The organism is Bartonella sp. CL63NXGY (assembly GCF_042194905.1).
Classification (GTDB): Bacteria; Pseudomonadota; Alphaproteobacteria; order Rhizobiales; family Rhizobiaceae; genus Bartonella.
Genome location: NZ_JBHINK010000160.1, coordinates 1 through 543, shown reverse-complemented (window position 1 = coordinate 543; position 543 = coordinate 1). Strand labels below are relative to the sequence as shown.

The following is a 543-nucleotide window of genomic DNA, read 5'->3' as shown; positions in this document are numbered from 1 at the left end:
GAGATTTTCGCATTACCATAAACAGAGCCATAAACATCAGTATGACAGCCCACGCTAGCATTGCCATAAACCTTGCCATAAATTTTAGCAGCGCCACTGATAACAGCATGATCATAAACTACCGCCTTGCTATGAATACGAGCATTTCCTGATAATTTTGCATTGCCATAAACCCGCGCCTGATGATAAACCCAAGCATTATAAGAAAGATGCGCATTGTCATAAACATGAGCATTTGCATAAACGCGGGCACGGTCACATACATGGGCATTGCCATAAACACTACCCATTATAATAGCGTTATTAAAAACCTTGGCATTTTCATAAATATGGGCAGGATTTAAAACAAGAGCATTATCGTAAACCCAGCAATTGCCCTCATGAGAGAGATTATCTTCCTTTTCAATAAAGCCACCCAAGGCACCAGCCTTAACATCAGCAAAGTCTTTTAATGCTTTAATGCGATAAAGGGTATGATTATTAATTACACGCGTTTCATTTGTGAGTGCAAACTTTTTTTGCATAGCACAATTCCTTTATAAA

General features: G+C 38.7%; 1 protein-coding gene. It reads right to left on the bottom strand.

Annotated elements, in window-relative coordinates:
• Positions 1 to 524 (bottom strand): hypothetical protein (locus tag ACFIK0_RS09900; protein ID WP_375663990.1); only part of this gene is annotated, 524 nt, incomplete at its 3' end.
• Between the last annotated feature and the right edge of the window lie 19 nt (positions 525 to 543).